This window comes from Pantoea sp. QMID4 (assembly GCF_030270445.1).
GTDB lineage: Bacteria > Pseudomonadota > Gammaproteobacteria > Enterobacterales > Enterobacteriaceae > Pantoea > Pantoea vagans.
Genome location: NZ_BSXL01000002.1, coordinates 514,251 through 539,263 on the forward strand (window position 1 = coordinate 514,251; position 25,013 = coordinate 539,263).

22 protein-coding genes are annotated in these 25,013 nt (G+C 53.9%); 18 read left to right on the plus strand and 4 right to left on the minus strand.

The window, feature by feature from the left end; all coding sequences use genetic code 11:
* Positions 1–63 precede the first annotated feature (63 nt).
* The 3 genes from dgt to QSK07_RS07185 all read left to right on the plus strand — a co-directional run bounded on the left by dgt (position 64) and on the right by QSK07_RS07185 (position 4,475).
* The gene (gene dgt, locus QSK07_RS07175; RefSeq protein ID WP_098051444.1) at positions 64–1,554 is read left to right on the plus strand and encodes a dGTPase; all 1,491 of its coding nucleotides are present in this window, start codon (positions 64–66) and stop codon (positions 1,552–1,554) included.
* A gap of 134 nt (positions 1,555–1,688) precedes the next feature.
* Positions 1,689–3,134, plus strand: coding sequence for a serine endoprotease DegP (gene degP, locus QSK07_RS07180; protein WP_098051443.1), 1,446 nt, complete (start codon positions 1,689–1,691; stop codon positions 3,132–3,134).
* Positions 3,135–3,317: 183 nt separating this feature from the next.
* Positions 3,318–4,475, plus strand: coding sequence for a CdaR family transcriptional regulator (locus QSK07_RS07185; protein WP_285721207.1), 1,158 nt, complete (start codon positions 3,318–3,320; stop codon positions 4,473–4,475).
* A gap of 61 nt (positions 4,476–4,536) precedes the next feature.
* On the opposite strand, the gene QSK07_RS07190 is transcribed toward QSK07_RS07185, so the two are convergent.
* The 4 genes from QSK07_RS07190 to map form a co-directional block, all read right to left on the minus strand.
* Positions 4,537–4,929 carry a DUF3461 family protein gene (locus QSK07_RS07190; RefSeq protein WP_033731626.1) on the minus strand — a complete coding sequence of 131 codons (393 nt, stop codon included), beginning with the start codon at positions 4,927–4,929 and terminating at the stop codon, positions 4,537–4,539.
* 224 nt (positions 4,930–5,153) lie between these two features.
* Positions 5,154–5,978 carry a 2,3,4,5-tetrahydropyridine-2,6-dicarboxylate N-succinyltransferase gene (gene dapD, locus QSK07_RS07195; protein ID WP_285721208.1) on the minus strand — a complete coding sequence of 275 codons (825 nt, stop codon included), beginning with the start codon at positions 5,976–5,978 and terminating at the stop codon, positions 5,154–5,156.
* An 83-nt stretch (positions 5,979–6,061) separates the two neighbouring features.
* Entirely contained in the window at positions 6,062–8,716 is a 2,655-nt protein-coding gene (gene glnD / locus QSK07_RS07200) for a bifunctional uridylyltransferase/uridylyl-removing protein GlnD (protein WP_285721209.1), read from the minus strand.
* Positions 8,717–8,784: 68 nt separating this feature from the next.
* Positions 8,785–9,579, minus strand: coding sequence for a type I methionyl aminopeptidase (gene map / locus QSK07_RS07205; protein ID WP_285721210.1), 795 nt, complete (start codon positions 9,577–9,579; stop codon positions 8,785–8,787).
* Between the two features lie 318 nt (positions 9,580–9,897).
* On the opposite strand from map, the gene rpsB reads away from it, so the two are divergent.
* From rpsB to rnhB, 15 genes are all read left to right on the plus strand, one after another.
* Positions 9,898–10,623 carry a 30S ribosomal protein S2 gene (rpsB, locus tag QSK07_RS07210; protein ID WP_031375276.1) on the plus strand — a complete coding sequence of 242 codons (726 nt, stop codon included), beginning with the start codon at positions 9,898–9,900 and terminating at the stop codon, positions 10,621–10,623.
* A gap of 181 nt (positions 10,624–10,804) precedes the next feature.
* Entirely contained in the window at positions 10,805–11,656 is an 852-nt protein-coding gene (tsf, locus tag QSK07_RS07215; protein WP_013356839.1) for a translation elongation factor Ts, read from the plus strand.
* A gap of 157 nt (positions 11,657–11,813) precedes the next feature.
* Complete coding sequence (gene pyrH / locus QSK07_RS07220) at positions 11,814–12,539, plus strand: UMP kinase (protein ID WP_013356840.1); 726 nt, start codon at positions 11,814–11,816, stop codon at positions 12,537–12,539.
* A 143-nt stretch (positions 12,540–12,682) separates the two neighbouring features.
* Entirely contained in the window at positions 12,683–13,240 is a 558-nt protein-coding gene (gene frr, locus QSK07_RS07225; protein ID WP_033731632.1) for a ribosome recycling factor, read from the plus strand.
* 111 nt (positions 13,241–13,351) lie between these two features.
* Positions 13,352–14,548, plus strand: a complete 1,197-nt coding sequence (gene ispC / locus QSK07_RS07230; protein ID WP_275220643.1) for a 1-deoxy-D-xylulose-5-phosphate reductoisomerase — start codon at positions 13,352–13,354, stop codon at positions 14,546–14,548.
* A gap of 181 nt (positions 14,549–14,729) precedes the next feature.
* Positions 14,730–15,482 (plus strand): (2E,6E)-farnesyl-diphosphate-specific ditrans,polycis-undecaprenyl-diphosphate synthase, encoded by a 753-nt coding sequence (gene ispU, locus QSK07_RS07235; RefSeq protein ID WP_009091989.1) that lies wholly within the window; start codon positions 14,730–14,732, stop codon positions 15,480–15,482.
* 18 nt (positions 15,483–15,500) lie between these two features.
* Positions 15,501–16,358, plus strand: a complete 858-nt coding sequence (gene cdsA / locus QSK07_RS07240; protein ID WP_098051438.1) for a phosphatidate cytidylyltransferase — start codon at positions 15,501–15,503, stop codon at positions 16,356–16,358.
* Between the two features lie 12 nt (positions 16,359–16,370).
* Positions 16,371–17,717, plus strand: coding sequence for a sigma E protease regulator RseP (rseP, locus tag QSK07_RS07245; protein WP_061061656.1), 1,347 nt, complete (start codon positions 16,371–16,373; stop codon positions 17,715–17,717).
* A gap of 51 nt (positions 17,718–17,768) precedes the next feature.
* On the plus strand, positions 17,769–20,180 hold the full coding sequence (bamA, locus tag QSK07_RS07250) for an outer membrane protein assembly factor BamA (RefSeq protein WP_098051436.1): 2,412 nt from the start codon (positions 17,769–17,771) through the stop codon (positions 20,178–20,180).
* Between the two features lie 110 nt (positions 20,181–20,290).
* The gene (gene skp / locus QSK07_RS07255; protein WP_003852644.1) at positions 20,291–20,788 is read left to right on the plus strand and encodes a molecular chaperone Skp; all 498 of its coding nucleotides are present in this window, start codon (positions 20,291–20,293) and stop codon (positions 20,786–20,788) included.
* A 3-nt stretch (positions 20,789–20,791) separates the two neighbouring features.
* Positions 20,792–21,817 carry a UDP-3-O-(3-hydroxymyristoyl)glucosamine N-acyltransferase gene (gene lpxD / locus QSK07_RS07260; RefSeq protein WP_098051435.1) on the plus strand — a complete coding sequence of 342 codons (1,026 nt, stop codon included), beginning with the start codon at positions 20,792–20,794 and terminating at the stop codon, positions 21,815–21,817.
* A 152-nt stretch (positions 21,818–21,969) separates the two neighbouring features.
* Positions 21,970–22,425, plus strand: a complete 456-nt coding sequence (gene fabZ, locus QSK07_RS07265; RefSeq protein WP_003852639.1) for a 3-hydroxyacyl-ACP dehydratase FabZ — start codon at positions 21,970–21,972, stop codon at positions 22,423–22,425.
* A 3-nt stretch (positions 22,426–22,428) separates the two neighbouring features.
* Positions 22,429–23,217 carry an acyl-ACP--UDP-N-acetylglucosamine O-acyltransferase gene (gene lpxA / locus QSK07_RS07270; protein WP_013356847.1) on the plus strand — a complete coding sequence of 263 codons (789 nt, stop codon included), beginning with the start codon at positions 22,429–22,431 and terminating at the stop codon, positions 23,215–23,217.
* 3 nt (positions 23,218–23,220) lie between these two features.
* A complete protein-coding gene (gene lpxB / locus QSK07_RS07275; protein ID WP_285721211.1) occupies positions 23,221–24,369 on the plus strand; it encodes a lipid-A-disaccharide synthase in 1,149 nt (382 codons plus the stop codon).
* Positions 24,362–24,988: a ribonuclease HII gene (rnhB, locus tag QSK07_RS07280; RefSeq protein WP_275220648.1), complete on the plus strand. Its 627-nt coding sequence runs from the start codon at positions 24,362–24,364 to the stop codon at positions 24,986–24,988. Before lpxB ends, rnhB begins: the two co-directional genes overlap by 8 nt.
* Positions 24,989–25,013 lie beyond the last annotated feature (25 nt).

A 25,013-nucleotide genomic window follows, 5' to 3' on the forward strand; every position in this document is an offset into this window, starting at 1 on the left:
ATTTAGGGCATAGTCTACCATGGCATCCAGGGGATTAATTCACGAAAAAGTCAGGGGTAATTCATGTCGGCGATCAATTTCAGGAAGAAGATCAGCTTCTCGCGCCCTTATACCAGTCGAAAAGATCCGGAAGGTGAATATTACATTACCCGCCATTTTGAGAGCGACCGTGGACGGATTATCAACTCAGCTGCCATCCGGCGACTCCAGCAGAAAACGCAGGTCTTTCCGCTGGAGCGCAATGCCGCTGTCCGTTCCCGACTGACGCACTCGCTGGAGGTGCAGCAGACCGGACGCTACATTACCAAAGAGATCCTGCAAACCCTGAAGATCCAGGGCGGGCTGGCGCAGTATGGTCTGGATGAGCTTGAAGGCGCATTTGAAAGCCTGATCGAAATGGCGTGTCTGCTGCATGACGTGGGTAATCCGCCGTTTGGTCATTTTGGCGAGGCAGCCATTAACGACTGGTTTGAAGAGAACCTGGCTGCCGAACTGGTCGATCCGCTGGTGGCGGGCGTTGAAGGGGATACGCAGCGTAAAGCCTTTGATGAGCTGAATGCCATGATCCGCCAGGATCTCTGCCATTTTGAGGGCAACGCGCAGGCTATCCGTATGGTGCATACGCTACTGCAGCTCAATCTTAGCTACTCTCAGGTCGCCTGTATCCTCAAATATACTGCACCTGCCTGGTGGCAGGGGGAAAAGCCCGCTGAATTTAGCGTCTTAATGAAGAAACCTGGCTTTTATCTCTCTGAGCAGGATTATATTGCGGATTTGCGTGCTGCCACCAATATGGAAGAACATCATCGCTTTCCGCTCACCTATATAATGGAAGCGGCGGATGATATCTCCTATTGCATTGCCGATTTGGACGACGCTGTAGAAAAAGATATCTTTAATGTTGAGAGTTTGTTTGAATTTCTCAATAAAGCCTGGGGGCCGGTGAAAAATAATGACGCCTTTAGCCGGACTATTGGCGAAGCCTGGCGTGAAGCCTGCAGTAAAAAACGCCGCAGCCGCAGCGATCAATTTTTTATGTCATTACGCGTAAATGTTCAGAGCGTGCTGGTCAGTTACGCGGTGAAACGTTTTGTTGATAATCTTCCTGCAATATTCGAGGGAAGTTTTAACCATGCGCTGCTGGAAGATGAGGGTGAAGAGGGCCGTTTACTGCAACTGTTTAAGACCGTTGCGCGCCAGCAGGTGTTTAATCACTCCGAAGTTGAACAGCTGGAGCTGCAGGGCTACCGCGTGATTAAAGGGCTGCTGGAGATCTATCAGCCGTTGATGCGCCTGAATTATGAAGCCTTTAGCACGCTGATGAATGAGGATTTTTTACGCCAGCACCCGATTGAAACGCGGCTTTTTCATAAACTCTCGGGGAAACACCGCAAAGCCTATTTGCACAAGATGCGTAATCTGGTTGTGGAGCATAAATATCAGCGGCTGTTGTGGGAGCGTTATTATCGCTTCCGGCTTATTCAGGATTATATTAGCGGCATGACCGATCTCTATGCCTGGGATGAGTACCGGCGGCTGATGGCAGTAGAATAAGCCGCCGATTGTAAAGAGCGCGAATAAATTTTTACCTTTGACTTAAACTTTTAAAGGAACTTCGCGCTAAAACATTTATCTCACCTTTCGACCACAGCAATGGTCTGAACAGTAATCTTATTGAGAAACGAAAAATGAAAAAAAAGACTTTAGTGTTAAGTGCGCTGGCGTTGAGCCTGAGCATGGCGCTCGCCCCTGTTACTGTTTCTGCTGCGCAAACGGCCTCTTCCGAAAGCCAGCAACTGCCAAGCCTGGCTCCCATGCTGGAGAAGGTGATGCCGTCTGTGGTCAGTATCAGCGTTGAGGGCACTACCACAGTAAAAACCCCACGCATGCCGCAGCAGTTTCAGCAATTCTTTGGCGACAATTCGCCATTCTGTCAGGACGGTTCCCCATTCCAGGATTCACCCATGTGCCAGAACGGTGGCGGTGCAGGCGGTAACGGTGGCGCACCAGCCCCTGATACCCAGCAGGAAAAATTCCGGGCACTGGGTTCGGGCGTGATTATCAATGCCGAAAAAGGCTATGTGGTGACCAACAACCACGTGGTGAATAATGCCACCAAAATTCAGGTGCAGCTCAGCGACGGTCGCCGCTATGACGCAAAAGTCATCGGTAAAGATCCCAGCTCTGACATTGCACTGATTCAGTTGCAGGAAGCCAAAAATCTGACCGCCGTGAAAATCGCTGACTCTGACAATCTGCGCGTCGGTGACTACACCGTGGCCATCGGTAACCCGTATGGACTGGGTGAAACCGTGACCTCCGGTATCGTTTCGGCACTGGGACGCAGCGGCCTGAATGTAGAAAATTACGAAAACTTTATCCAGACGGATGCGGCAATTAACCGGGGCAACTCCGGTGGTGCGCTGGTTAACCTTAACGGTGAACTGATTGGGATTAACACCGCGATTCTGGCGCCGGATGGCGGTAACATCGGTATCGGCTTTGCTATTCCAGGCAACATGGTGAAAAACCTGACGGCGCAGATGGTTGAGTTCGGACAGGTGAAACGTGGCGAGCTGGGCGTGCAGGGCACGGAACTGAACTCCGAACTGGCAAAAGCGATGAAAGTCGATGCACAGCGTGGTGCATTTGTCAGCCAGGTATTGCCAGACTCTGCAGCTGCAAAAGCGGGCATCAAAGCGGGTGACGTGATTGTCTCCATGAACGGCAAACCGCTGAGCAGCTTTGCTTCGCTGCGTGCAGAAGTGGGTTCACTGCCGGTGGGCACTACCCTGAAACTGGGTCTGCTGCGTGAAGGCAAACCGGTCGATGTTTCTGTTCAGTTGCAGCAGAGCAGCCAGGCGAAAGTGCAGTCCGCCACCATTTACAACGGCATTGAAGGGGCTGACCTTAGCAATGTTGAAACCGGTGACAAAGGCGTTCGCGTTGATAATGTGAAAGCGGGCAGTGCCGCAGCGCGTATCGGCCTGAAGAAGGGTGACGTGATTCAGGGCGTCAACCAGCAGCCGGTAACCAACCTCGGCGAGCTGCGCAAAGTCCTCGACACTAAGCCAGCCGTTCTGGCGCTGAATGTGAAGCGCGGCGACAGCAGCATCTACCTGCTGATGCAGTAGCGGAACGACTACTGATAAAGAGGCGGACTGCGGTCCGCTTTTTTATGCCCGGGATTTGCCCTGGCAGAGTGTGATGCTCACCGCAAATTCGGCAAATGACCGCCTGGCTCTGTGCAAATGCACAATGTTCAGCCTGCCTTCCATGCGTATTCTGTTTCTCCCCCTCTTTTTCAGGAGTAATGGATGGCTACCTATCACCTTGATGCCCGGCTGGCACAGGATATCGTGGCGCGCACCATGAAAATTATTGACAGCAATGTCAATGTGATGGATGCGCGGGGCCGCATTATCGGCAGCGGTGACCGGGAACGCATTGGGGAGTTGCACGAAGGTGCGCTGCTGGTGCTTTCGCAGGGTCGCGTAGTCGACATTGATGATGCGGTGGCTAAACATCTTCATGGCGTACGGCCTGGTATTAACCTGCCGCTGCGCATTGATGGTGATATCGTCGGGGTGATTGGCCTGACCGGCGAGCCGCTGGCATTGCGGCACTACGGCGAGCTGGTCTGCATGACCGCAGAGATGATGCTGGAGCAGGCGCGGCTTCTGCATATGCTGGCACAGGACAGTCGTCTGCGTGAAGAGCTGGTGCTGAATCTCATCCGCAGCGATACCCTGTCGCCACAGCTGACCGAATGGGCTCAGCGGCTCGGCATCGATCTCAATCAACCGCGTGTGGTGGCCGTTCTGGAGGTTGATAGCGGTCAGCTTGGCGTCGACAGCGCGATGTCAGAGCTACAGCAGTTGCAAACGCTGCTGACCACACCGGAGCGCGATAATCTGATCGCCATTGTGTCATTGACCGAAATGGTGGTGCTAAAACCAGCCCTGAATGGGCATGGGCGTTACGATCAGGATGATCATCGCCGCCGCGTGGGGCAGTTGCTGCAGCGGATGAAAGAGAGCGGACATCTCCGGATGCGCATCGCGCTGGGTAACTTCTTTACCGGGCCAGGCAGCATCGCACGCTCCTACCGGACTGCGCGCACCACCATGATGGTGGGCAAGCAGCGTATGCCCGAGGTGCGCAGCTATTTTTATCAGGATCTGGTACTGCCGGTGCTGCTCGACAGCTTGCGCGGCGGCTGGCAGGCCAATGAGCTCGCCCGGCCGCTGGCGAAACTTAAAAGCATGGATAACAATGGCTTGCTGCGCCGCACGCTGATCGCCTGGTTCACCCATAACGTTCAGCCGAGCGCTACCGCACGTGCGCTGTTCATTCATCGCAATACGCTGGAGTACCGTCTGAACCGGATTTCTGAACTGACCGGGCTGAATCTGGGCCATTTTGACGACAGGCTGTTGCTCTATGTGGCTTTGCAACTGGATGAGCAGGGGTAAGGGGCAGGTTTGCGACATAAAAAAAGGCCAGCAAAGCTGGCCTCTCTTGTCGGACAGGACATTAACGGCTGTTACGGGTTAATTTTTCCAGGTCCGATTCAATTTCTGAGATCTTGTGGGCGACCACGCTTTCCAGGTGACGCAGGTCATCCAGAATTTTACGTTTCAGATCCACTTCAACCTGATCGCGCTGGCAAATCTGGTCCAGTTCATCGATGACATAACGCAGATTCGGGCTGATTTCCTGAACTTCTTTGTAGCCCTGCGTCGCGTGATCGGCAACGACAGTTTTGCGCTGGCGCGGATATTTGAATTTAACACTCTTCGCGAAAAACTCGCCTTTATCTTTGCGGAAATAGATCTTCAGAATGTCGTTATTAGCTTCCTGACGCAGGCTGTAGCGGTCAATGTCGTCCGGGTTACTAATACCTAAGCTTTTCAGATTGTCATACATAGCGTTGTTTCCATCAAAAGTGAGAAGCGCGCAGACTTGTTCATGACGTCCGTCAACTGTAGACATAAATAAGCGGGATGAACATTGCGCGACAGGATTTAACTGGCGCGGATTATGACCTGGATAAAAACTAAACGCACCAGTTAATTCGCGTCGCGAAGCATGTTCTTTGGTTATGGCTGTAAAGAAAAGATGACAGGCTGGTTTCCAGCCCGTCAGTTAAATCAGTCGATGATGCGCAGCAGTTCGTTGATACCGGTTTTGCCCTGCGTTTTGGCATCGACTTTCTTCACGATCACGGCACAGTAAAGGCTGTAGCTGCCATCTTTGGACGGTAGATTACCTGAGACCACGACGGAGCCGGCCGGTACACGACCATAGTGTACTTCGCCTGTTTCGCGGTCATAAATTTTGGTGCTCTGACCGATGTAAACGCCCATTGAGATCACTGAGCCTTCTTCAACAATCACGCCTTCAACGATTTCAGAACGTGCGCCAATGAAGCAGTTGTCTTCGATAATGGTCGGGTTGGCCTGCAGCGGTTCCAGCACGCCGCCGATACCCACGCCGCCAGAAAGGTGAACGTTTTTACCAATCTGCGCACAGGAGCCGACGGTCGCCCAGGTGTCTACCATGGTGCCTTCGTCTACGAATGCGCCGATGTTGACGTAAGAAGGCATCAGTACCGTGTTGCGGGCGATATAGGCACCCTGACGCACAGCCGCAGGCGGCACGACGCGGAAGCCTGCTGCTTTGAAACGCGCTTCGTCCCAGCCGGCAAATTTCATTGGCACTTTGTCGTAAAAGCGGGTTTCTGAACCCTCCATCACCTGGTTATCATTGATGCGGAAAGAGAGCAGCACTGCTTTCTTCAGCCACTGATGCGTTACCCACTCGCCGTCGATCTTCTCAGAAACGCGCAGCTCACCGCTGTCCAGCAGAGAGATCACCTGGTTGATGGCATCACGGGTTTCGCTGTTAACGCTGGCAGGGGTAATGTCAGCGCGACGTTCGAAGGCGGATTCAATAACGCTCTGTAACTGTTGCATATTTTTTTCCTGATCTGTCATGTGCGATGCCGGGCAATAACCCGACACAAGTAAAGAGATTAATGTTTACAAATCGAGTCTGGTCACACTTTATCGTTTGGATTAAGGGCCTCTGTCAACCGTTGTTGCAACGCTTTGCGCATTTCTTCGTCCAGAGCCTGACGTTCACTGTTGGCCAGAATAAATAAATCTTCGACCCGCTCACCGATGGTGCTGATGCGTGCGCCGTGCAGTGAGACACCGAGATCGGCAAAGACTTCACCCACCCGCGCCAGCAGGCCAGGCTGGTCCAGCGCCACCAGTTCAAGGTAGCTGCGACGGTCGGTGTGCGTCGGCAGGAAATTAACCTCGGTATCCACGCTGAAATGCCGCAGTTTGGCCGACGGACGACGGGTTCGTGGCGGCACCCAGTCAGACTGGGTGATCGCCTGCTCCAGCGCCTGAATGATCATCGGATGGCGATCCGGTGATAGCGGGCTGCCATCCGGCTCAAGCACAATAAAGGTATCCATGGCCATGCCGTCGCGGCTGGTAAAGATTTGCGCGTCGTGGACGCTGAGATTGCGCCGGTCGAGTTCTCCGGCGACGGCGGCAAACAGGTGCGGACGATCGGGGCTCCAGATGAAAATTTCGGTTCCGCCGCGTGTGGCCTGTGGGCTGACCAGCACTAATGGTTTCTTCAGGTCGTGAACCAGTAAGTGGCGGGCATGCCAGGCAATCTGATTCGGCGTATGGCGCAGGAAATAATCTGCGCGGCAGCGATTCCAGATCTGGTGCAGGTGCTCTTCATCGATGTTGTCCATCCGCAGCAGCGCCAGCGCCTGCAGGCGATGGTGACGCACCCGCTCACGCAGGTCCGGACTGTTTTCCATGCCGCGTCGCAGCTGCTTCTCGGTAGCGAAAAAGAGCTCACGCAGCAGGCTCTGCTTCCAGCTGTTCCACAGACTTTCGTTGGTGGCGCAGATATCGGCGACGGTCAGGCAAACCAGATAGCGCAGCCGGTTCTCATTCTGCATCACCTCAGCGAACTGCTGGATAACCGTGGGGTCCTGAATATCGCGCCGTTGCGCCGTCACCGACATCAGCAGATGATGGCGAACCAGCCAGGCCACCAGCTGCGTTTCACGCGAGTTCAGGCCATGCATTTCAGCGAAATCGAGCGCATCCTGTGCGCCGAGAATAGAGTGATCGCCGCCGCGCCCTTTAGCAATGTCGTGCAGCAGTGCTGCCATCAGCAAGAGCTCCTGCTGCGGCAGACGCGGCCATAACTCTACGCAGAGCGGATGCTGCGGACGGGTGGTTTCATTGGCAAAGCTTTCCAGCTTCTGCAACACGCGGATAGTGTGCTCATCCACGGTGTAAGCGTGGAACAGGTCGAACTGCATCTGTCCGACAATATGGCCCCACAGCGGCGTGTAAGCCCATAATACGCTGTGGCGGTGCATCGGCACCAGTGCCCGACTGACCGCGCCGGGATGGCGCAGAATTGACATAAAGGTACGTCGCGCTTCCGGAATCTGGCACAGCGGCTGTTTAAGGTGGCGACGCGCATGGCGCAGATGACGCAGGGTAGTGGAGTAGATCCCTTTGATGCTGTCGTTGCGCACCATGACATAGAACATACGCAGAATAGCCTGCGGTTCGCGGGTAAACAGCATTTCGTCTCGCAGGTCGATCAAATTGCCACGCAGCTGGAAATCGTCATCGACAGGTCTCGGTTTTTCGCTGGTAGAGAGCGCCAGAATCGCCTCATCAAACAGCTGGAGCAGCATCTGATTCAGTTCGCCGATACGCCGCGTGACGCGATAGAAATCTTTCATCATCCGCTCGACCGGCTCATTGCCTTCGCCCTGGTAATTCAGGCGCTGCGCCACGCTGAGCTGGCGATCAAACAGCAGGCGATTATCGTAGCGGGGCAGGGAGAGATGCAGGGCAAAACGGATGCGCCAGAGAAATTCCTGGCATTCATTGAGTTCGCTGCGCTCCGCGTCGGTGAGGAAACCAAAGCCAACCATTTCATCCAGCGTCGTGGCGCCAAAATGGCGTCGGGCGACCCACTGCAGCGTGTGGATGTCGCGCAGGCCACCCGGACTGCTCTTGATGTCCGGCTCAAGGTTATAGCTGGTGCCGTGGTAACGCTTGTGGCGTTCCTGCTGTTCTTCGATTTTGGCGGCAAAGAAGGTGGATGAGGGCCAGAAGCCGTCACTGAAGATGTTTTTCTGCAGTTCCAGAAACAGCGCCACGTCGCCGGTCAGCATCCGCGACTCAATCAGGTTGGTGGCAACGGTCAGGTCAGACAGCCCCTCAAGCAGACACTCTTCCAGCGTACGGACGCTATGACCCACTTCCAGCTTGAGGTCCCACATCAGCGTCAGCAGATCGCTGGTACGCTGGGCAGCCTGTTCATTCAGCGGCAGGCGGCTGAGGATCAGGACATCAATATCAGAGAGCGGATGCAGTTCGGCACGGCCATAGCCCCCCACGGCGACCAGCGCAATAGAGGGCATCGCATCAAAGCCATAGAAGCGCCACAGGCGACGCAGCAGCCGATCGATAAACAGCGTGCGGGCATCTATCAGCGGTTCAACGGCTTCACCGGCATCAAATGCGGCAGCCAGATGCTGCTGAAACTGCTCCAGCCGCGGCTTCAGCATGTCGCGGGTCAGCTGATCGTCACCCCATTCGGCCGGCGAATCGACCAGACCGTTTTTTACCTCTTCCGACAGACTCACGCTCATGCAGCTCTTCTCTGTTTTTTAGCCAAAAAAAAGCCGGCTCATCGCCGGCTTGATCTGTGTGAGGAACATTACCCTTCAGCAACGAGCACGGCAGGAATCGTGTCATCTTTACGCAGGGTTAAAATCTCACAGCCGTTTTCCGTCACCACAATAGTATGCTCATACTGTGCGGACAAGCTGCGATCTTTGGTTTTTACCGTCCAGCCATCTTTCATTGTGCGGATGCGGTAATCACCGGCATTGACCATCGGTTCTACTGTAAAGGTCATGCCCGCCTGTAACACCACGCCGCTATCATCGGCATCGTAATGCAGCACCTGCGGTTCTTCGTGGAAGCCCTTGCCGATGCCGTGACCGCAATATTCGCGCACAACAGAGAAGTCATTCGCTTCCACATACTTCTGGATAGCACGACCCAGCTCGCGCAGACGAATGCCGGGCTTAATCAGACGCAGGGAAAGATAAAGGCTCTCCTGCGTGACGCGGCACAGTCGCTCACCCTGAATGGTCGGTTTACCAACGATAAACATCTTTGAGGTATCACCGTGGTACTCATCTTTAATCACGGTGACATCAATATTGACGATATCACCCTCTTTCAATGGTCGGTCATCGCTGGGAATGCCGTGGCACACCACTTCGTTAACGGAGATGCAGACCGACTTCGGAAAGCCGTGATAGCCGAGGCAGGCAGAGACCGCCTGTTGCTTTTGGGTAATGTGCTCGTGGCAGATGCGGTCCAGTTCACCGGTGGTCACACCCGGTTTCACGTAGGGTTCGATCATCTCCAGCACCTCGGCGGCCAGTCGGCCCGCGACGCGCATTTTTCCGATTTCTTCAGGGGTTTTAATTGAAATTGCCATTAAATTAATCCGCATTTGTCGAAATTTTCGACAATAATAAGTTCTGTGCTGTCATGTTAGCAGCCAGCAAATGGGCTGCCAAATAGAGAACGCGCTGGCCTCTGGCAGCGATCATTTATTGGCGTCACTGGGCTGGTTGTGATATAAAGCGCGCCGACGATTCTCTGTATGGCCGTTTCGGTCAGCAGGAAACGCATAACTCTCATTATGTGTACTAAAACACACATGTATCGACACATACGCCGGGGTGCCTTGAAAGAGGTCGGTCGTATGGGATACATGGAGGCCCAACCCCAATCAAACTTTAGAGGTTTTATCATGGCAACTGTTTCCATGCGCGACATGCTCCAGGCTGGTGTTCACTTCGGTCACCAGACCCGTTACTGGAACCCAAAAATGAAGCCATTCATCTTTGGTGCTCGTAACAAGGTTCACATCATCAACCTGGAAAAAACGGTTCCTATGTTCAACGAAGCTCTGGCTGAACTGAACAAGATCGCTTCCCGTAAAGGTAAGATCCTGATCGTAGGGACTAAGCGCGCTGCTGCTGAAGCGGTAAAAGAGTCTGCACTGAGCTGCGACCAGTTCTTCGTAAACCACCGCTGGTTAGGTGGCATGCTGACTAACTGGAAAACCGTGCGTCAGTCAATCAAACGTCTGAAAGATCTGGAGACTCAGTCTCAGGATGGTACTTTCGACAAACTGACCAAAAAAGAAGCGCTGATGCGTGCGCGTGAGCTGGCCAAGCTGGAAAACAGCCTGGGCGGTATCAAAGACATGGGCGGTCTGCCAGACGCGCTGTTTGTTGTTGATGCTGACCACGAACACATCGCAATCAAAGAAGCAAACAACCTGGGTATCCCGGTATTTGCTATCGTTGATACCAACTCAGATCCAGATGGCGTTGATTTCGTTATCCCAGGTAACGACGATGCGATCCGTGCTGTAAACCTGTACCTGACTGCCGTTGCGACCACCGTTCGCGAAGGCCGCTCTCAGGACCTGGCTGAGCAAGCTGAAGAAGCGTCTTTAGAAAACGCTTAATTAAGGTTTGCTCTGCATAAGAGCCCTTAGCATTCAGATGTGATCTGTAAGGGGCCGATAGTGGCCCCTTTATTTATCTAAGTCTGTTACGCCCCCAACCGGACGGCGGGACAGAGTAAATTTTCCGCAAATAAGTGTCTGCAGGTACCTATGTACACAGGCACGAACCGAGGATTCTGGAATGGCTGACATTACCGCTGCATTGGTGAAAGAACTGCGCGAGCGTACTGGCGCTGGCATGATGGATTGCAAAAAAGCGCTGACTGAAGCGAACGGCGACATTGAGCTGGCGATTGAGAACATGCGTAAGTCTGGCGCAATCAAAGCAGCGAAAAAAGCAGGCAACGTTGCTGCTGATGGCGTAATCAAAACCAAAATCGTTGGCGACTACGGCGTGATCCTGGAAGTTAACTGCCAGACTGACTTCGTAGCAAAAGATGGCGGTTTCCAGGCGTTCGCAGACAAAGTTCTGGATGCGGCTGCCGCTGATCGCGTTACTGACGTTGAAGTTCTGAAAGCGCAGTTCGAAGAAGAGCGCGTTGCACTGGTTGCTAAAATCGGTGAGAACATCAACATCCGTCGCGTTGCCATCCTGGAAGGCGCAGAGCTGGGCAGCTACCTGCACGGCGCGCGTATCGGCGTTCTGGTTTCAGCGAAAGGCGCTAACGAAGATCTGATCAAACAGATCGCGATGCACGTTGCAGCGAGCAAGCCTGAATTCGTTAAGCCAGAAGACGTTTCTGCTGACGTGGTCGATAAAGAGTACCAGGTTCAGCTGGATATCGCGATGCAGTCTGGTAAGCCAAAAGAGATCGCAGAGAAGATGGTTGAAGGCCGTATGAAGAAATTCACCGGCGAAGTCTCTCTGACAGGTCAGGCTTTCGTTATCGACCCAAGCAAAACCGTTGGCCAGGCTCTGAAAGAGCAGGGCGCTGACGTGATCAACTTCATCCGCTTCGAAGTGGGCGAAGGCATCGAGAAAGTTGAGTCTGACTTCGCTGCAGAAGTTGCAGCAATGTCCAAACAGTCTTAATGCTCTGAAAGAACCGCCAGATGGCGGTTCTTTTTTGTCTGTGAATCGCAACAGACACGTTTTCAGTTTCATCCCAATAGCATTTTCTTTGCGGTAAGCGGATGATCGATCAGAATTTACTTCTCCTTTACACCCAATCTTCCAGGAAGAACTGACCATGGCGACCAACGCAAAACCTGTTTATCAACGTATCCTGCTTAAACTCAGCGGCGAAGCTCTGCAAGGCGCTGAAGGTTTTGGTATCGACGCGAGTGTGCTTGACCGCATGGCACAAGAGGTAAAAGAGCTGGTTGAACTGGGCATTCAGGTTGGCGTGGTAATTGGCGGAGGGAACCTGTTCCGCGGCGCGAGCCTGCAGCAGGCAGGTATGAACCGCGTCGTAGGTGACCACATGGGTATGCTGGCAACCGTAATGAACGGCCTGGCGATGCGTGATGCACTGCACCGCGCCTATGTGAATGCACGCCTGATGTCAGCGATTCCACTGAATGGCGTCTGTGACAACTACAGCTGGGCAGAAGCCATCAGCCTGCTGCGTAACAACCGCGTCGTCATCTTCTCCGCCGGTACCGGCAACCCGTTCTTTACCACCGACTCTGCGGCGTGTCTGCGCGGCATTGAGATTGAAGCGGACGTGGTACTGAAGGCGACCAAGGTTGACGGTGTCTACTCTGCCGATCCGGTGAAAAGCCCGGACGCGACGCTGTATGATCAACTGACCTATGCCGAAGTCCTGGATAAAGAGCTGAAAGTGATGGATCTGGCGGCCTTTACCCTGGCACGTGACCACAAATTACCTATCCGTGTTTTCAACATGAATAAACCTGGCGCACTGCGTCGCGTAGTGATGGGTGAAAAAGAAGGCACCCTGATTACGCATTAATACCCGAGGCGAGATAAAATAAGGTATATTCTGTCAGCGCGATGAGAATGCATCGCGCACCAGTCAGGATTATCGATGATTATCGATCCCGCTTCCGGTTATGCCGGAACTGGCCAGGTCAAACCGAATCCAAGGGTTTCAACGTGATTAACGACATCAAAAAAGATGCTGACACGCGCATGGAAAAATGCGTTGAAGCATTCAAAACTACCATCAGCAAAGTGCGTACCGGTCGTGCGTCACCTTCGCTGCTCGACGGCATCGTCGTCGAATATTACGGCACGCCGACGCCACTGCGTCAGCTGGCTTCTGTCACTGTGGAAGATTCACGCACGCTGAAAATCAACGTGTTTGATCGTTCACTGAGCCAGGCAGTCGAAAAAGCGATCATGAAGTCCGATCTCGGTCTGAACCCAAGTTCAGCCGGTACTGACATCCGTGTTCCGCTGCCAGCGCTGACAGAAGAGCGTCGTAAAGATCTGATTAAAATCGTGCGCGGCGAAGCCGAGCAGGGCCGGGTGTCGGTACGTAACGTCCGTCGCGATGCCAACGATAAAATCAAAGCGCTGCTGAAAGATAAAGAAATCAGCGAAGACGACGAACGTCGTGCGCAGGATGAAGTGCAAAAAATGACCGATGCGTACATCAAGAAAGTTGATGCTGCACTGTCAGAAAAAGAGACGGAGCTGATGGATTTCTGATTCCATCACTGCCGGACAAAACGCCGTACAGAGAGGTATTCATATGAATGCGACATCTGGCGGCGTTTTACATTGTGCCTGCGGGCACGCTGACTTCACACGGAAAGCCTCATGAAGCGATTAACTCTGCTGGGATCCACTGGCTCGATCGGCACCAGTACGCTGGCGGTGGTTCGCGCCAACCCAGAGCTTTATCAGATTACGGCGCTGGTTGCTGGCCATAACGTGGCGCTGATGGCCGAACAGTGTGCGGTCTTTACGCCACGCTACGCCTGTATGGCAGACGACACTTCTGCCGCTGCGCTGCGTGAGCGACTGAGAGCAATCAGGGTCAATACTGAAGTGCTCTCCGGCGTTCAGGCAGCCTGTGAGCTGGCCGCGCTGGATGAGGTGGATCAGGTGATGGCGGCCATTGTCGGTGCGTCAGGTTTGCTGCCAACGCTGGCCGCCATTCGCGCCGGTAAAACGGTACTGCTGGCCAACAAAGAATCGCTTGTCACCTGCGGCCGTTTGTTTATGGAGGCGGTGCGTCATCATAACGCGCAGTTACTACCGGTCGACAGCGAGCATAACGCCATTTTTCAGAGTTTACCGGCTACCATCCAGCATCAGTTAGGTTACGCTGACCTGCGGGATAATGGCATTGAGTCAATTATCCTTACGGGATCGGGTGGTCCTTTTCGTGACACAGATTTAACGGATCTCAGCGCCATGTCGCCGGATCAGGCCTGTGCTCATCCGAACTGGTCGATGGGGAGAAAAATCTCTGTCGATTCGGCCACCATGATGAATAAAGGTCTTGAGTACATTGAAGCCCGTTGGTTGTTTAATGCCAGCGCAGCGCAGATGGAAGTGATCCTTCATCCACAGTCGGTGATTCACTCTATGGTGCGATACTGCGATGGCAGCGTGCTGGCTCAGTTAGGTTCTCCCGATATGCGTACGCCCATTGCCCATAGCATGGCCTGGCCTTCGCGTATCAAAGCAGGCGTGACGCCGCTGGATTTTACCCGCATGTCGGCGCTGAGCTTTGCAGAACCTGATTTTAGTCGCTATCCCTGCCTGAAACTGGCCATTGATGCCTGTGATGCAGGGCAGGCGGCGACCACCACGCTGAATGCAGCCAACGAGGTTGCCGTTGCGGCTTTCCTGCATCACCAGATCCGCTTCACCGACATCGCGGCGCTTAATAGCGCGGTGATGGCGGCACAGGTGTGTCCGGAGCCTGATTCGGTGGACGCTGTCCTTGAAATTGATCGCTCCGCGCGCGCGCTGGCGGCAGAAATGTTGCCGCGCTTCACGTCGTGAAGCCGGTCGTTATGAGGCCATTTGTTCGCTTCAGGTGAAAATGGTATAGTCGCTGGCTCGCGTTTCACGATCTGTCACCGAATTCGGTGTGGCCCGGCACCAAAAACGTGTCGGGATTTGAATCGGGCGCAATGTATTCAGAAACCACAGCATTTCTGATGAAAGGAATTGGTTAAGCGTTATGTCGTCTAACAATCACAACAACACTGATGACCAGCAGGGAAACGGTCCGCGCCACGTCGCTATCATCATGGATGGCAACGGTCGCTGGGCCAAAAATCAGGGAAAATTGCGCATTTCAGGCCACAAAGCGGGCGTTAAATCGGTACGCCGTGCCGTCAGCTTTGCGGTCAGCAACAATCTTGAAGCCCTGACGCTTTACGCCTTCAGCAGTGAAAACTGGAGCCGTCCGGCGCAGGAAGTCACCGCGTTAATGGAACTGTTTGTCTGGGCGCTCGACAGCGAAGTAAAAAGCCTGCACAAACACAACGTTCGCTTACGCGTCATTGGCGATACCAGCCGTTTCAGCCCGCGTATTCAGGAACGTATTCGCCGTTCTGAGACGCTGACCGCAAATAATAGTGGCCTGACGCTCAACATTGCTGCCAACTATGGCGGCCGTTGGGATATTATCGAAGGCGTAAAAAAACTGGCTGAGCAGGTGCAGGAAGGATTACTGCGTCCTGACCAGATTACCGAAGAGAGCCTGACGTCGCAGCTCTGTATGCAGGAGCTGGCGCCAGTGGATTTAGTGATAAGGACCGGGGGAGAGCATCGGATTAGCAACTTCCTGCTGTGGCAGATTGCCTATGCTGAATTCTATTTTACCGATGTGCTCTGGCCGGATTTCGATGAACACGTTTTTGAAGGTGCACTGAATGCATTCTCTCTGCGGGAGCGTCGTTTTGGCGGCGCTGCACCAGGCGGCGCCTGAGCAATCTGGGGGTAACCTTTGCTGAAGTCTCGTCTGATTACCGCGCTGATATTAATTCCGCTGGTAATAGCTGCGCTGTTCTGGTTACCACCTGTGGGCTTTGCCCTTACAACCATCGTTATCTGCATGCTGGCCGCCTGGGAATGGGGTCAGTTTGCAGGGATGGCATCACGGCAACAGCGCGTCTGGCTGGCTGTACTTTGTGGTCTGCTGCTGGCGCTGATGCAGTTTACGCTGCCACCTTATCAACACACGGTGCATCTGCCCCAGGTCGCGACATCGCTTTGGGTGTCGCTGGTGTGGTGGGTCGTTGCACTGCTGCTGGTCCTCTCCTATCCCGCATCTGCGGCCTTCTGGCGTGATTCGCGCCCGCTCCGCTTACTGTTTGGCGTGTTAACGCTGGTGCCTTTTTTCTGGGGCATGGTGGCGCTGCGCCAGTATCACTATGAAACCGATCACTTCGCCGGTGCCTGGTGGCTGCTGTTTGTGTTGCTGCTGGTGTGGGGTGCGGATTCAGGTGCCTATATGTTTGGCAAGATGTTCGGCAAACACAAGCTGGCACCGAAGGTCTCGCCAGGTAAAACCTGGGAAGGCTTCCTGGGCGGCCTGGTCTCCTCTGCGCTGATTGCGCTGCTGTTTGCCTCGCTGGCGCCGCTGACGGTCTCCACCGGTACGCTGGTGATTTGCGCGGTTATCGCAACGCTGGCCTCCGTGCTGGGCGACCTCACTGAGAGTATGTTTAAACGTGAAGCGGGTATCAAAGATAGTGGCAATCTGATACCGGGTCACGGCGGCATTCTTGATCGCATTGATAGTCTGACTGCGGCGGTGCCGGTGTTTGCCTGTTTATTGCTGCTGGTGTTCCGCACCCTTTAAGGACAGGCAAAGATGTTGAGCATAATCTGGAGTTTCTTCGCCTTTATCGTTGCGCTGGGCGTGTTGATCACCGTTCATGAGTTTGGCCATTTCTGGGTCGCTCGTCGCTGTGGCGTCAAAGTTGAGCGCTTTTCCATTGGGTTTGGTAAGTCGCTCTGGCAGCGCCGTGACCGCCACGGCACGGAATTTGTCATCGCGCTGATTCCCCTTGGTGGCTACGTGAAAATGCTCGACGAACGTGTCGAAAGCGTGCCAGCCGAGCTGCGTCATCAGGCTTTTAATAATAAAGCCGTCTGGCAACGCGCCTCTATCATCGCGGCAGGTCCTGTCGCTAACTTCCTCTTTGCCATCTTTGCCTACTGGGTTGTATTTATTCACGGCGTGCCTGGTGTGCGCCCGGTGATCGGTGAAATTTTAAACGGTTCGGTCGCTGCGGAAGCGCAAATTGCGCCCGGCATGGAACTTAAGGCCGTTGACGGTATCGAAACGCCTGACTGGGATGCTGTGCGTATGGCGCTGGTGGGTAAAATCGGCGACAGCAGCACCACGTTAACGGTGGCACGATTTGGCGAGGACGCGACTCAGCAGAAGCAGCTGGATTTGCGTAACTGGCAGTTTGAGCCTGATAAGCAGGATCCGGTCGTCGCGTTAGGTATTCAGCCTCGCGGTCCGCAAATTGAGACAACACTGGCAGAAGTACAGGCGAATTCGCCAGCCAGTGAAGCCGGTTTGCAAGCAGGCGACAGGATCGTTAAAGTCGATGGTCAGCCATTATCGCAGTGGCAGACGTTTGTCACCCAGGTCCGGGACAATCCCGGCAAAAGCATGGCGCTTGAGGTGGATCGCGGCGGTGAATCAATTGCACTGACGATGACGCCAGAAGCGAAAGCTGGCACGACAGCGGGCTTTGCGGGTGTGATTCCGCGCATTGTTCCGCTGCCCGAAGAGTACAAGACGGTAAGGCAGTATGGCGCGTTTGCGGCTATCGGTGAGGCCAGTGTAAAAACCTGGCAACTGATGAAGCTCACCGTTTCCATGCTGGGCAAGTTGATAACCGGTGATGTGAAGCTGAACAACCTGAGCGGGCCAATCTCAATTGCGCAGGGTGCAGGGTTGTCAGCAGAGTATGGGTTGATTTACTACCTGATGTTCCTGGCGTTGATTAGCGTCAACCTGGGCATTATCAACCTGTTCCCTTTACCGGTTTTAGATGGTGGGCACCTGCTGTTCCTGGCGATCGAAAAGATCAAAGGTGGACCGGTGTCCGAGCGAGTTCAGGACTTTAGTTATCGCATCGGCTCAATTTTGCTGGTGTTGTTAATGGGGCTTGCACTTTTCAATGATTTCTCACGTTTGTAACCGCTGGAACGCGAACATTCGAGGGATGTGTTAGGAAAACGCATAACAACGATGGCGATGAAAAAGTTGCTCATAGCGTCGCTGCTGTTTAGCAGCGCCACCGTTTACGGTGCAGACGATTTCGTGGTGAAGGATATTCATTTCGAAGGGCTGCAGCGAGTCGCCGTCGGCGCGGCTCTGCTGAGCATGCCAGTACGGGTTGGCGATACGGTGAATGACGATGATGTCAGAAATACCATTCGCTCGCTGTTCGCTACTGGCAACTTTGAGGATGTTCAGGTCCTGCGAGACGGTACAACGCTGATTGTCCAGGTCAAAGAACGTCCTACCATTGCCAGCATTACCTTCACCGGTAACAAAGCGGTGAAAGAGGATCAGCTCAAACAAAATCTGGAAGCTTCAGGTGTCCGTGTCGGCGAAGCGCTGGATCGTACTACCCTTTCTTCTATCGAGAAGGGACTTGAAGACTTTTATTACAGCGTCGGTAAATATACCGCTAACGTGAAAGCCGTGGTTACGCCACTGCCGCGTAACCGCGTTGATCTGAAGCTGGTCTTTACGGAAGGTGTCTCTGCCAAAATTCAGCAGATCAACATCGTCGGTAATAAGGCCTTCAGCTCCGATGAACTGATCTCCCGTTTCCAGCTGCGCGATGAAGTGCCATGGTGGAACGTGGTCGGCGATCGTAAATACCAGAAGCAGAAACTGGCGGGCGACCTCGAGACCCTGCGCAGCTTCTATCTGGATCGCGGTTATGCCCGCTTCAACATCGATTCGACTCAGGTCAGCCTGACGCCAGATAAAAAAGGCATCTACATCACGGTGAATATCACCGAAGGTGACCAGTACAAAATCGCAGGTGTGATCGTCAATGGCAGCATGGCGGGCCATTCAGCAGAAATTGAACATCTGACCAAAATTCCGGCAGGCGAGCTTTATAACGGCGCCAAAGTCACGAAAATGGAAGATGACATCAAGAAACTGCTGGGCCGCTACGGCTATGCCTATCCGCGCGTAGCCACACAGCCTGAAATCAACGACGCCGATAAAACCGTAAAACTGCATATCAACGTCGATGCGGGTAACCGCTACTACGTGCGTAACGTCCGTTTCGAAGGCAATGACACCTCTAAAGATTCGGTGTTACGTCGTGAAATGCGTCAGATGGAAGGCGCATGGCTGGGCAGCGATCTGGTTGAACAGGGTAAAGAGCGTCTGAACCGCACCGGCTACTTTGAAACCGTTGATGTGGATACGCAGCGTGTGCCAGGTTCGCCGGACCAGGTTGATGTGGTCTACAAGGTTAAAGAGCGTAACACCGGTACCTTTAACTTCGGCGTCGGTTACGGCACCGAAAGTGGTGTGAGCTTCCAGGTCGGGGTCACGCAGGATAACTGGCTGGGCACCGGTAATACCGTGGGCATCAGCGGCACTAAAAACGATTACCAGACCTATGCTGAATTCTCGCTTACTGACCCCTACTTCACCGTTGATGGTGTGAGTCTGGGTGGTCGTCTGTTCTACAACGACTTCAAAGCGGATAATGCGGACCTTTCTGACTATACCAACAGAAGTTATGGTCTGGATGGCACGCTTGGCTTCCCGGTTAACGAAAACAACACCCTGCGTGTCGGTCTGGGCTATGTCCACAATGACCTGTCAGACATGCAGCCGCAGGTTGCGATGTGGCGTTATCTGGATTCAGTCGGCAAGCCGCAGCAGCTTAATGACGAAGGCGATTTCTCAGCCGATGATTTCACCTTCAACTACGGCTGGACTTACAACACGCTGGACCGCGGCTTCTTCCCGACATCCGGTAACCGTACCAACCTGAACGGTAAGATCACGATTCCAGGCTCAGATAACAGCTTCTACAAGGCCACGCTGGATACCCAGCAGTATGTGCCGATTAACCAGGATCATACCTGGGTGCTGCTGGGCCGTGGGCGTGTCGGCTATGGCGATGGTCTCGGCGGCAAAGAGATGCCGTTCTATGAGAACTTCTACGCCGGTGGTTCAAGCACTGTGCGCGGCTTCCAGTCCAATACCATTGGACCGAAAGCGGCTTACTACAATAACAACTCGTCGAACTGCAGCATTGCCGATCCAAACGGCGTCTGTAAGTCTGACGATGCGGTGGGCGGTAACGCCATGGCGATCGCCAGCCTTGAGCTGATTACGCCAACGCCGTTCCTGAGCGAGAAGTATGCTAACTCGGTGCGTACCTCGGTGTTTGTCGATACCGGTACCGCGTGGGATACCCATTGGGAAAATACCGCTGAAACACGTGCTGCAGGTATTCCTGACTACAGTGATCCAAACAATATCCGCGTATCAAGCGGTGTGGCGCTGCAGTGGATGTCACCGCTCGGCCCGCTGGTGTTCTCCTACGCGCAGCCGATTAAGAAAGTCGATGGAGACAAGTCAGAGCAGTTCCAGTTTAACATTGGTAAAACCTGGTAATGTTCTGAGCATGGATGCATAGCTGAAGTCTTGCTGCCGGGCAGCACCTGTTGCTGTTTCGGGGCAAACACTGTGTCGCTGACACAAACGTTGATGGTAAGGAGTTTATAGTGAAAAAGTTGTTGTGTGCCGCAGGTCTGGGTCTTGCTTTAGCGGTCTCCGCTGGTGTTCAGGCTGCTGACAAAATTGCAGTGGTAAACGTGTCCAGCATTTTCCAACAGTTACCGCAACGTGCGACTGTTGCTAAACAGCTGGAAAACGAGTTCAAAGGCCGTGCAACTGAGTTGCAGAGCCAGGAGCGCGATCTGCAAACCAAAATGCAGCGTCTGCAGCGTGACGGTTCTACCATGAAGGCCAGCGAACGCAGCCGTATGGAAAAAGATGTCATGTCTCAGCGTGAAGCTTTCTCTTCAAAAGCGCAGGCTTTTGAGCAGGATAATCGCCGTCGTCAGATGGAAGAGCGTAACAAGCTGCTGAGCCGTATTCAGGATGCCGTGAAGAAAGTCGCTGACAGCGATGGTTACGACGTCGTGATCGACGCTAACGCGGTGGCTTATGCATCAAACGCAAAAGACATCACTGCTGACGTGCTGAAACAGGTTAAATAATTCATGTCATCTATTCGACTGGCTGATTTAGCCCAGCAGTTGGATGCAGAATTGCACGGAGATGGCGATATCGTCATCTCCGGCATTGCTTCTATGCAATCCGCCACAACTGGCCAAATCACTTTTCTTGCAAACAGCCGTTACCGCGAGCAACTCGCCCTGATAAAGGCCTCAGCCGTGGTGCTGACGGAAGCGGATCTGGAGTGGTGCAAAACCGCAGCGCTGGTAGTCAAAAATCCCTACCTGACCTATGCGCGTATGGCACAAATACTCGATACCACGCCACAGCCGGCGCAGAATATCGCCCCCAGCGCAGTCATCGATCCCTCAGCCCGACTTGGCAATAACGTTGCCATTGGTGCCAATGCGGTGATTGAAGCGGACGTTGAGCTGGGTGATAACGTCGTCATTGGTACGGGATGTTTTGTTGGCAAAAAAACCCGTATTGGCAGCGGAACCCGCCTCTGGGCTAACGTCTCTGTATATCACGAGATCGAAATCGGGCAGGATTGTCTGATTCAGTCAGGTACCGTCATCGGTTCTGATGGTTTCGGCTATGCCAACGATCGCGGTAACTGGGTGAAAATCCCGCAGTTAGGCGCGGTAATTATCGGCGATCGCGTCGAAATAGGTGCCTGCACCACCATCGATCGCGGTGCGCTTGATAACACTCTGATCGGCAATGGTGTTATCATAGACAACCAGTGCCAGATCGCTCACAACGTAGTTATTGGCGACAATACTGCGGTTGCAGGCGGTGTGATCATGGCGGGTAGTTTGAAAATTGGGCGTTACTGTATGATTGGCGGTGCCAGCGTCATTAACGGCCATATGGAAATCTGTGACAAAGTAACGGTGACCGGTATGGGTATGGTCATGCGTCCTATCACAGAGCCTGGTGTCTATTCGTCAGGCATTCCGCTGCAACCCAACAAAACCTGGCGCAAAACTGCAGCGCTGGTGATGAACATCGATGACATGAGCAAACGCTTAAAAGCCATCGAGCGCAAGGTCGGCAAAGACGACTAACCGCCATCCCAAAACTGACCGGCTTTCATAATAAAAATGTTAAGCAGGGAAGCCCGGCGCCACAGAACCTATTTGCGGCCTGCGGAAGATCATTTTGATCTGTGCAGGCCGTGTTATTGATGTCATCAGATTTTTAGGACAGGAAGAGTATTTTGACTACTGAAACTCATACTCTGAAAATTGAAGAGATTTTAGAGCTGCTGCCGCACCGCTATCCGTTTCTGCTGGTAGACCGCGTGCTGGAATTTGAAGAGCACAAATACCTGCGTGCAGTGAAGAACGTTTCTGTTAATGAACCGTTTTTCCAGGGGCATTTCCCTGGTAAACCGATTTTTCCTGGCGTTCTGATCCTGGAAGCGATGGCGCAGGCCACCGGTATTCTGGCGTTTAAAAGCGTAGGTAAACTGGAACCAGGTGAACTCTATTACTTTGCCGGTATCGACAGTGCCCGCTTCAAGCGCCCTGTGGTACCAGGCGACCAGATGATCATGGAAGTCACTTTCGAGAAAACCCGCCGTGGTCTGACCCGCTTTAAAGGCGTGGCGACTGTCGATGGGAAAATCGTTTGTGAAGCGACCATGATGTGTGCCCGCAGCCGGGAGGCATAATTCGTGATTGATCCAACCGCCACTATCCATCCCAGTTCTGTCATCGAAGAGGGCGCTGTTATTGGCGCCCGCGTTCACATTGGCCCGTTTTGCTTTATTGGCGCGAATGTTGAAATCGGTGAAGGAACGGTACTGAAGTCACACGTTGTGGTGAACGGCCACACGCGTATCGGTAAAGATAATCAGATCTATCAGTTTGCCTCGATTGGTGAAGTGAATCAGGATCTGAAATATGCCGGTGAGCCAACACGGGTTGAGATCGGCGATCGCAACCGCATCCGTGAAAGCGTGACGATTCATCGCGGCACCACACAGGGTGGCCATGTCACCACGGTGGGCAGCGATAATCTGCTGATGGTTAATGTCCACATTGCGCATGATTGCGTGATTGGCAACCGCTGTATCTTCGCCAACAACGCCACCCTGGGTGGTCATGTGACGGTTGATGATTTCGCCATTATTGGCGGCATGACAGCGGTACATCAGTGGTGCATCATCGGTGCTCACGTGATGGTTGGTGGCTGTTCCGGCGTAGCACAGGATGTACCGCCTTACGTTATTGCGCAGGGCAACCACGCTACCCCGTTCGGGATCAATATCGAAGGCCTTAAGCGCCGTGGCTTCAGCAAAGAGTCGTTGCACGCGATTCGCAACGCCTACAAGCTGCTCTACCGCAGCGGCAGAACGCTGGAAGAAGTGAAGCCGGAAATCGAAGCCATCGCGCAGCAGCACAGCGAAGTGCAGCCTTTCTACGACTTCTTCACCCGTTCAACCCGTGGGTTAATTCGTTAATCCATGTCAGCGCGTCCTCTAACGATTGCCCTGGTCGCCGGAGAAACCTCCGGCGATATTCTTGGTGCAGGTCTGATTCGTGCCCTGAAAGCCCGTCATCCTGATGCACGCTTTGTCGGTGTGGCGGGGCCATTGATGCAGGCGGAAGGGTGTGAAGCCTGGTATGAGATGGAAGAACTGGCGGTGATGGGCATTGTTGAGGTGCTGGGCCGCCTGCGACGTCTGCTGACAATCCGCCGCGATCTCACCCGGCGTTTTACCGAACTCAGACCCGATGTCTTTGTCGGGATTGATGCGCCCGATTTCAATATCACGCTGGAGGGCAATCTTAAACGCACGGGTATTCGCACGATCCACTATGTCAGTCCCTCGGTGTGGGCATGGCGTCAAAAGCGCGTGTTTAAAATTGGCCGTAACACCAATCTGGTGCTGGCCTTCCTGCCGTTTGAAAAAGCCTTCTACGATCGCTATAACGTTCCCTGTCGCTTTATCGGCCACACCATGGCGGATGCCATGCCGCTGCAACCTGATAAGCAGGCTGCGCGCCGTCATCTCGGTATTGCCGATGATGCGCTCTGTCTGGCTTTGCTGCCTGGCAGCCGGGGCGCAGAAGTGGAAATGCTCAGCGCTGATTTCCTGAGAACAGCGCAATTGTTGCGTCGTCACTATCCGGCACTGGAAATCGTGGTGCCACTGGTTAATGCCCGTCGTCGCGAACAGTTTGAAAAAATTAAAGCTGACGTCGCTCCCGAACTGCCGATGCATCTGCTGGACGGTCAGGGACGTGAGGCGATGATTGCGAGCGATGCCGCACTCCTGGCGTCAGGCACTGCCGCACTGGAGTGCATGCTGGCAAAATGCCCTATGGTCGTCGGTTATCGCATGAAGCCGGCCACGTACTGGCTGGCGAAACGGCTGGTAAAAACGCCTTATGTCTCGCTACCAAATCTGCTGGCCGGGCGTGAGCTGGTCAAAGAGTTACTGCAGGATGAGTGTCAGCCAGAAGCCCTGGCCGCGGCGTTAGATCCGCTGCTGCATGCCGGGCCTGAGCGCGAAACCCTGCTGCAGACGTTTCATGAATTACATCAACAGATCCGCTGGAACGCCGATGAGCAGGCAGCGGATGCGGTACTGGAGCTGGTAAATGCCTGATTTTATCTATCCTGTCGCCAGACTGATTGCCGGTGTGGACGAAGTGGGGCGCGGTCCACTGGTCGGCGCGGTCGTCACTGCTGCAGTCATCCTCGACCCGGCTAATCCGATTACCGGCCTGGCTGACTCCAAGAAACTGTCGGAAAAGCGCCGCCTGTCGTTGTATGACGAAATCAAAGAGAAAGCGCTGGCCTGGAGTCTGGGACGTGCAGAGCCGGAAGAGATCGATCAGCTCAACATTCTGCACGCCACTATGCTGGCGATGCAGCGTGCCGTTGCTGGCCTGAGTATCCAGCCTGACTATGTGCTGATTGATGGTAATCGTTGTCCGGCGTTGCCTGTGCCTTCACAGGCCGTGGTGAAAGGGGATAGCCTGGTGGCCGAAATCAGTGCAGCCTCCATCATCGCCAAAGTGTCGCGCGATCGTGAAATGGCCGAGCTGGATCTGCTGTTCCCGCAGTATGGTTTTGCGCAGCACAAAGGTTATCCGACGGCGCTCCATATGGAAAAGCTGACGCAGTATGGCGCCACGCCGCACCACCGTCGCAGTTTTGCGCCTGTACGCAACGCGCTGTTCGACGCTGAAGTACTGGCTGCCCGCCAGACCCTTACGCTTTAATAGCCTGACGCTGTTTTAACCGGAA